We start from the raw sequence: 8,171 nt of genomic DNA, 5'->3' as shown, positions 1-8,171 counted from the left end.
CGCGTCCGGATCAGCAGATACGCGGCAACTGCTCGCCCAGCGGCAGGTCCACCACCCGCGTGCCGCCGAGGCCGGTGCAGACCACGACCATGCCGGGGTGCTCGGCGACGCATTCGCCGATGAGGGTGGCTCCGCCGCCCTGCGGGTGGGCACGCATCGCCGCGAGGACCTCTTCCGCCGCCGACGGGGGCACGAAGGCGACCAGCCGCCCCTCGTTGGCGACGTAGAGGGGGTCGAGTCCCAGGAAGCCGCAGGCGTTCGCCACCGCGTCCGGCACCGGGATGGCCCGCTCCCGCAGCCGGACACCGGTTCCGGAAGCGCGGGCGATCTCGTTGAGGGACGCGGCGAGCCCGCCCCTGGTGGGGTCTCGCAACACGTGGATGTCCGGGGTGACGGCCAGCACGGCCGCCACCAGGTCTGCCAGCGGCGCGGTGTCACTGGCGACCTCGACGCCGAACTCCAGCCCCTCGCGGACGCTCATGATCGCCACCCCGTGGAGGCCGATCGGACCGCTGACGATGACGGCGTCACCGGGCCGCGCCCGCTGGGGGCGGATGTCCACCCCGTCGGGGACGAGCCCCACACCGGCGGTGGTGACGTACACACCGTCGCCGTGCCCGGACTCCACCACCTTGGTGTCCCCCGTGGCGATGGTGACCTGGGCTGCCTCGGCCGCCGCACCCATGGCGCGCGCGATCCGTTCGACGACCGTCAGTTCCACGCCCTCTTCCAGGACGAAGGCGGCGGAGAGGTACGCCGGCCTGGCACCGCTCATCGCCAGGTCGTTCACGGTGCCGTTGACCGCCAGGTCACCCAGGCTGCCGCCGGGGAAGAACAGCGGTCTGACCACGTAGGAGTCGGTGGAGAAGGCCAGCCGCGCCCCGCCCAGTTCGAGGACGGCGGAGTCGGCGAGCCCGGTGAGGATGGCGTTGCCGTAGGCGGGGGCGAAGATCTGCTCCATCAGCTCCGCCGACAGCGCTCCACCGCCGCCGTGCCCCATCACCACGACCGGCTGGTCGCGCAGGGGGGCGGGACAGGTCCAGTTGGCCGGGTCGACCGTGTCGGCGAGTTGTTCAGGCAACGGGGTTCATCTCCTCCCGCACGGCCCGGTCGGCCTGCGGTGTCGGGGCGTTCATCCGGCGGTACAGGTAGTAGGCCGCGCAGGCGCCCTCGCTGGAGACCATGGTGGCGCCGAGCGGCGTGCGCGGGGTGCAGGTGGTGCCGAACGCGGCGCACTCGGTCGGTTTGATCAGCCCCTGGAGCACCTCGCCGCTGCGGCACTCGGCGGGCTCCTCGGTACGGATTCCGGTGACGTCGAAGCGGTGCTCGGCGTCGTACGCGCGGAAGGCGTCGGTCAGCCGCCAGCCACTGGCGGGGATGGGCCCGATGCCGCGCCAGTTCCGGTCGGTGACCTCGAACACCTCCTCGATCATGCGGACGGCGGCCGGATTGCCGTCCTCGCGCACGGCGCGTGCGTACGCGTTCTCCACCCGGTGCTCACCGCGCTCCAGTTGTCGGACTGCCAGGCGGATGCCCTCGAGGATGTCCAGGGGTTCGAAGCCGGTCACCACCAGCGGTACGCCGAACCGCTCGGCGAGCCGCGGGTACTCGGCCGTGCCCATCACGCTGCACACGTGCCCGGCGGCCAGGAAGCCCTGCACCCGGCATGTGGGGGCCGTCATGATGGCCTCGATGGCCGGGGGCACCCGCACGTGCGACACCAGGAGGCTGAAGTTGGTCAGGCCCAGGCGGCGTGCCTGGTGCACGGCCATCGCGTTGGCGGGGGCCGTGGTCTCGAAGCCGATGGCGAAGAAGACCACCTGCCGGTCCGGGTTGCGGCGAGCCAGTTCCAGGGCGTCGAGCGGCGAGTAGACCACGCGTACGTTGCCGCCCTCGCCCTTGACCCGGAACAGGTCGCGGTCACTGCCCGGTACCCGGAGCATGTCCCCGAAGGAGCAGAAGATCACGCCGGGGCGCGAGGCGATCTCCAGCGCCTTGTCGATGACCTCCAGCGGTGTGACGCACACGGGGCAGCCGGGTCCGTGGATCAACTCCACCTGCTCAGGCAGCAGTTGGTCGATGCCATGCCGGATGATCGAGTGGGTCTGCCCTCCGCACACCTCCATCAGGGCCCACGGCCGGGTGGCGGTGGCACGGATCTCGTCCAGCAGGCGCCGGGCCAGATCGGGGTCGTTGAACTCGTCGAGGTACTTCACTGGGTTCCCGCTTCCTTTGCCGCCTGCTCCCAGGCGTCGCCGAACTCCTCCTCCAGCAGCCCCAGTTCCTCGAAGAGCTGCAGAGAGGCCAGAGCCGATTCCTCGTCCAGGCGCTGGAGCGCGAACCCGACGTGCACGATGACGTACTCACCCACCCGCACGTCGCGCACGTACTCCAGACACGCCTGCTTCTGCACACCGCCGAAGTCGACCAGCCCGGTGAGCGGGTCGGTACTGTCGTCGATGGCCACGACCTTGCCGGGCACTGCCAGACACATGGGTCACTCCTCTTGTCGTTCGTGCGCCGCGACCACCAGCTGTCCCAGGGCCAGACCGCCGTCGTTCGGGGGGACTTCGCCGTGGCGCAGGACGGCGAAACCCTTGTCGGCCAGCAGCGCCGTGCACTCTTCCTCCAGCAGCGCGTTGGCGAAGACGCCGCCACTGAGGGCGACGGTGGTCAGTCCGGTGGCCTGGCGCGCACGCCGGCACAGCTCCGCGACGGCCCGCGCCACGCCTCGGTGGAAGCGCGCGGCGAGCACGGGGACCGGGGTGCCCCGCCGCAGATCGGCGATCAGCGCCGTGAGCACGGGTGCCGGGTCGAATCCGCCGGCAGCGATGCCGAAGGCGTACGCCGAGGTGTCGGCGTCCCAGGCCGATGTGGCCGCGGCTTCCAGTTCGAGGGCGGCCTGGGCCTCGTATCCCGCGCGGTGGCACAGGCCCACGAGGGACGACACGGCGTCGAAGAGCCGGCCCATGCTGGAGGTCGCCACACAGGCCACGCTCCGGGTCAACTGCCGCTCAAGGACAGCCAGTTCGTCGCGGGTGCAGGCGGCGACGCACGGCAGGTCCGTGTCCCACCGCACGCCCGCGGCCCATAGCCGGGCCAGTGCCAGGCGGCACGGGTTGGCCACTCCCGCGTCTCCACCGGGCAGCGGGGCGGAGGTCAGATGGGCGAAGCGCCGGTAGCCCGCGTAGTCGGCGAGCAGGATCTCGCCGCCCCACACGGTGCCGTCGTCGCCGTAACCGGTGCCGTCGAACGCGACGCCGATCACGGGCGTGGTGCCGTCGAGGCCGTGCTCGGCCATCGCCGAGGCGATGTGCGCGTGATGGTGCTGGACGAACACGGGGGTGCGCCGGGGCAGGTGGGCGGCTCGCCGACGAGCCCACTGGACCGAGTGGTATCCCGGGTGCCGGTCGGCGGCGACGAGCTCAGGGCTGACGCCGGTCAGACGCCGTATGTGCGACTCCGCCCGCCGGGCCGCTTCCAGGGTGGTCAGGTCACCCATGTCGCCGATGTGCGGACCGAACCAGGCCTGGTCGTTCTCGCCGATGCACAGCGCGTTCTTCAGGTCGCCGCCCACGGCTACCGTGGGCCGCACCGTGACCGGCAGGCGCAGCGGACGGGGTACGTACCCTCGGGACCGGCGCAGCACCTGCTCGGTACCGTCGCGGCGCACGCGCAGCAGGGAGTCGTCGCACGGCGAGGCGATGGCCCGGTCGTGGGCGAGCCAGGAGTCGGCCAGCCCGGACAGCCGGGTCAGTGCCTCGTCGTCGTCGGTGACGATCGGTTCCCCCGAGCGGTTGCCGCTTGTCATGACCAGCACACGCGGACCTGGCGGATCGCCGGGCAGCCCGAACAGCAGGGTGTGCACGGGGGCGTAGGGCAGCATGACCCCGAGGTGCGGGCTGCCGGGGCAGACGCCGGGCGCGAGGACCTCCTGTTGCGCGCGTCGGCGCAGCAGGACGATGGGACGCCGGGGGCTGGTGAGAGTGGCCTGCTCGGCTGCGGAGAGCGTGGCGATCCGCCGCACGGCGTCGAGATCCGCGCACATCACCGCGAACGGTTTGCCGCCACGCGCCTTGCGGGTGCGCAGCGTGTCGACGGCAGAAGCGTCGGTGGCGTCGCAGGCCAAGTGGTAGCCGCCGAGGCCCTTGACGGCGACGATCCGTCCGGCGGCCAGCAGAGCCCGTGCCGCCGCCAGGGCGTCCGTGCCCCGCGCAGGGCGGATCCCGCTACCGGGAACGGGCACCAGGTACAGCCGGGGACCACAGTCGGGGCAGGCCACGGGCTGGGCGTGGAAGCGGCGGTCGCCGACGTCGCCGTACTCCCGGGCACAGGCCGGACACAACGGGAAGCCAGTCATCGTCGTGACCGCACGGTCGTACGGCATCCCCGTGGCGATGGTGAAGCGGGGCCCGCAGTGGGTGCAGGTGACGAACGGGTGCCGGTGGCGGCGGTCGGCCGGATCGGTCAGCTCCCGCAGGCAGTCGGCGCAGGTCGCCGTGTCGGGTGGAAGCAGTGTGCGGCCCGCAGACGGCTCGGTGGAACGGATCTGGAAGGCGTCGTCGGCACCGGTGGCGGGCAGATCCTCGACCCCGACGCCGGTGACGGCGGCCAGCGGTGGAGGCTCGGTGCACAGCCGGTCGCAGAAGCGAGCGACGCCGTCGGGCGGGCCCTCCACCTCGATGAGCACACCGCTCGCCGTGTTGCTCACGAACCCCGCCAACGCGAGGTCGGTGGCCAGACGGTGCACGTACGGGCGGAATCCGACGCCCTGCACCGTGCCGCGCACGGTGACGCGGCGGCGCACCGCCTGCGTGGGGGGCGCCGTCACGAGACGCGGCGGCCGGCCACGAGGCCGGATGCGCCTTGGGCGTCCTCTCCCGCGGGCTCATGGATGTGGCCGTGCGGGTGGGGTGCCAGGGGAGGCCGGTGGACGGGGCCTTGGTCCCGCGCGGCGAGCACCCGCTCCAGGAGGGTGTCGATGCCGTCGCCGTCGCGGGCGCAAGACCGCACCACCTCCACTCCGGGGTTGACCCGCTGCACATGGGCGTCGAAGGCTGCCGCGTCGAAAGCGGCGGGCTCGGCCAGATCGGTCTTGGTGAGCACCACCAGATGGGCGGAGCCGAACGCGGTGGGGTACTTCAGCGGTTTGTCCTCCCCCTCCGTCACCGCCATGCACACGATCCGCAGGCTCTCGCCGAGGTCGTAGGCCGCGGGGCAGACAAGGTTGCCGACGTTCTCGACGAACAGCAGCGCGGTGGCGTCCGGCAGCCAGCTCTCCACGTGGGCGCGGAGCTGCCGGGCTTCCAGATGGCACAGCCCGTCGGTCAGCAGCTGTTTCACCGGTGCCCCCGAGCGGGCGAGCCGATGGGCGTCGTTCTCGGTGGCCAGGTCGGCGGTGAGAGCGGCCACCGGGATGCGCCGCTCCACCGCCCGGGCCAGCACCTGTCCGAGCAGTTCCGTCTTGCCGCTGCCCGGGCTGGACAGGAGGTTGACCACGATCACTCCGCGCCCGGCCAGTTCTTCACGCAGGCGCGCGGCCAGGCCGTCGTTCTTCGCCAGGACGGCCTGAGTGACCTCGTCCACGGACTCGCACATGGGCGCTGCTCCTCGCGGTCGGTAGGGGGAGGGACCGGGGCTCCGGTCCGCTACCGATCCTCGGTGCCGTCGCCGACGGGGAGTGGGAGCCCGGCCGGGGGCGGGTCGGCTGATTCGTCCGGGCGGCTCAACGTTGCCGCAGGGTCGGCGAGCAGCACGGGGACCATGGTGTGCAGGGCCGTGACGGCCCGCTCGACCGCATCGCGCACCGGTGCGCTGATGCCCGGGGCGATGTCCTCGTCGCCGCGGGGCCGCACCTCGGGCTCGCAGGCGAGTACGAGGACGCGCGGGAGCGGCTCGTCGCCGAGGTGAGCGGCCAGGGCCAGGACCTTCGCCGGGTCCATGCCGTGCGCCTCGGGTGGGGCGGCGCCCGTGGTGCGGTCGGGGAGGTCCGGCTCGATCAGCGACAGGGTGCCCGGCCGGTGACCCCGCGCGGCCGCGTCGACCAGGACGGCCGTGTCGTAGCCGTCGAGCAGTTCGTACGCGAGATCCATACCGCGGATGCCGAAGTCCCGTACCCGCACCCCGGACGGCAGCGGTCGCTGGTCCAGGGCGCGGATCACCTCGGGGCCGAAGGCGTCGTCCGCGAGAAAGATGTTGCCGACGCCCGCCACCAGCAGACGCGTACCGGTCCGCGTCACCGGACGCCCCCGGCGACCTGTTCGACGGCCGTTGACAGGGGCCGTGCGGAGCCGTTCGGCAGCTTCCGGACGAAGGCCGAACGCAGGGCGTGGTACGGGGCGTGCGGATCGAAGAAGATGGCGCGCATGCGGGCGAGTTCGGCCCGCCGGTACTCGGCGAGCGGTCGCCGCGCCTCGTCCGCCTGACGTGCCACGGCCTTCACGGCGATCCGTCGCCCGAGGTCCGGGGCGGCCGCGAGTGCGGCTGACATGTGCTCGACCTCGGCGGCGAACTCCCGCACCGGGGCCGGCACCAGACGGTCCACCAGTCCGATGCGCGCGGCGGTCGCGGCGCTTACCGGCAACGCCTCGGTCGTCAGCCGCTGCGCAGTCTCGGATCCGACGCGACGCGGCAGCGTGTACGTCCAGTACTCCGACCCGTACAGGCCCATGCGCCGGTAGTGCGGGTTGAGGACGGCGCCCGTGCGGCACCAGACCTCGTCGGCGGCCAGGGCGAGCATGACGCCGCCGGCCGCGGCGTTGCCGCCGAGCGCCGCGACCACCAGGCGGTCGGTGGTGCGCAGCACCGCCTCGACCAGGTCGTCCATGGCGTTGAGGTTGGTCCAGGACTCGCCTGCGGGGTCGGTCGACGCCTCGATGACGTTCAAATGGATACCGTTCGAGAAGAAGTCGCGGGATCCGCCCAGCACCAGCACAGAGGTGGGGCGGGTGAGCGCGTACCGGTAGGCGGCGAGCAGCCTGCGGCAGTGGTCGGTACTCATCGCCCCGCCGGGGAACGAAAAGGTCAGAAATCCGATGTCGCCGTGCTGGCGGTACCGGATGTCAGTCCAGGTGTTCCGGCCCGAGGGCAGTTCGAGAGGGGCAGTGACCTCCGGCAGCCACACCGGACGGTCGCCGGACCGAGGCGGATACCCGCTCTCCGCGCCCGTCGTGGCGCCGGGCGGAGCCGGGAGGGAGGCGAGCACGGAGGCCGCCGGGCGGCGGAACGGCGCCGGGTCGCCAGAACTCTTGCGGGGGCGCAGTTCCAGGATCCACACCGCGCCGTCCCGAGTGGCCCGGCAGACCGCCCCGGACCGCGTCGCGAGCAGGTCCCCGGGGCGTCCACGGAGTCGGTCCTCGGCAGCGCCGCCGTGCAGGAACACCTCCCGGCCGAGGAGTTCGTCCAAGACCCCCGGCTGCGAGTCAGCCCCGCGGAGCGAACGCAACACCGTCTCGGTGCTGTCGTTCTCCCAGTCGATCCTTCGCCGCTCCTGGCGGAAGAAGTCCCGCCACACCACGCGGATCGCGGGATCGCTCTGCGGCTGCGGTTTGAACGATCCGTCGGCGTACCGCTGTACGGCCAGCAGGACGGCGGCCGCGGCGGCGTCGGAGACCTCGCCCCGGTACAGGTCGCTCTTGCCGACCGGCGGCACCGGGAAGGACTCGGCAGCCCACACGTCGCCTGCGTCCATAGCCGCCTCGGCCTGGAGCACCGTCGCTCCCCAGTGGGATGCCTCCTCGGCGATCGCCCAGTCCAAGGCGGACGGGCCGCGGTCGCCGGGTGGCCCCGGGTGCACGATGAGGCAGGTGTGCTCCCGCCACACGTCGTCCGGCAGCGCAGTCTTCAGCATCGGAGCGATGATCAGCTGCGGGCGAGCCTCGCGTACTGCGGCCCGGACAGCTTCGGCGCCCTGCGAGGCAAGAACGACGTCCACCCGGTGCCCTTGGTCCGACAGTTCCGCGAACACACGCTGGGACAGGCTGTTGAACGCGCTGGCGACGAGCAAGATGTCCATGACGCGGCATGTTCGCCGGTCCAGGGAAGGTGGAGAAGGACCACGGCGGCGTTTCGTCAACCTCCGTCAGGTTGCTTCCTCAATCCGGATCGCATTCCTCAGGCTTTAGAGGTCCTAACAGAAGCTGTTGATCATGTGACTTTCGGCTTGGGTGGTC

7 protein-coding genes are annotated in these 8,171 nt (G+C 72.1%); all 7 read right to left on the bottom strand.

Features of this window, described 5'->3' with window-relative positions; translation table 11 throughout:
* Window positions 1-10: 10 nt before the first annotated feature.
* The 7 genes from hypE to IEZ21_RS38305 are packed head-to-tail and all read right to left on the bottom strand — an operon-like array spanning window position 11 to window position 8,014.
* Window positions 11-1,081, bottom strand: a complete 1,071-nt coding sequence (gene hypE, locus IEZ21_RS38335; protein WP_281399660.1) for a hydrogenase expression/formation protein HypE — start codon at window positions 1,079-1,081, stop codon at window positions 11-13.
* Window positions 1,074-2,216 carry a hydrogenase formation protein HypD gene (hypD, locus tag IEZ21_RS38330; RefSeq protein ID WP_189326453.1) on the bottom strand — a complete coding sequence of 381 codons (1,143 nt, stop codon included), beginning with the start codon at window positions 2,214-2,216 and terminating at the stop codon, window positions 1,074-1,076. The genes hypE and hypD overlap by 8 nt, the downstream gene beginning before the upstream one ends.
* Window positions 2,213-2,494, bottom strand: a complete 282-nt coding sequence (locus tag IEZ21_RS38325) for a HypC/HybG/HupF family hydrogenase formation chaperone (RefSeq protein ID WP_165345666.1) — start codon at window positions 2,492-2,494, stop codon at window positions 2,213-2,215. The genes hypD and IEZ21_RS38325 overlap by 4 nt, the downstream gene beginning before the upstream one ends.
* 3 nt (window positions 2,495-2,497) lie before the next feature.
* Window positions 2,498-4,831, bottom strand: coding sequence for a carbamoyltransferase HypF (gene hypF / locus IEZ21_RS38320; RefSeq protein ID WP_189326452.1), 2,334 nt, complete (start codon window positions 4,829-4,831; stop codon window positions 2,498-2,500).
* Window positions 4,828-5,598: a hydrogenase nickel incorporation protein HypB gene (gene hypB / locus IEZ21_RS38315; protein ID WP_189326451.1), complete on the bottom strand. Its 771-nt coding sequence runs from the start codon at window positions 5,596-5,598 to the stop codon at window positions 4,828-4,830. Before hypB ends, hypF begins: the two co-directional genes overlap by 4 nt.
* A gap of 50 nt (window positions 5,599-5,648) precedes the next feature.
* Window positions 5,649-6,239: a hydrogenase maturation protease gene (locus tag IEZ21_RS38310; RefSeq protein ID WP_189326450.1), complete on the bottom strand. Its 591-nt coding sequence runs from the start codon at window positions 6,237-6,239 to the stop codon at window positions 5,649-5,651.
* Window positions 6,236-8,014, bottom strand: coding sequence for an enoyl-CoA hydratase-related protein (locus IEZ21_RS38305; protein WP_189326449.1), 1,779 nt, complete (start codon window positions 8,012-8,014; stop codon window positions 6,236-6,238). Before IEZ21_RS38305 ends, IEZ21_RS38310 begins: the two co-directional genes overlap by 4 nt.
* Window positions 8,015-8,171: the final 157 nt, after the last annotated feature.

The sequence above is a fragment of the Streptomyces flaveus genome (assembly GCF_014647675.1).
Lineage (GTDB): Bacteria > Actinomycetota > Actinomycetes > Streptomycetales > Streptomycetaceae > Streptomyces > Streptomyces flaveus.
The sequence above is the reverse complement of the archived record's forward strand: the minus strand, read 5'-3'. Positions and strand labels throughout refer to the sequence as shown.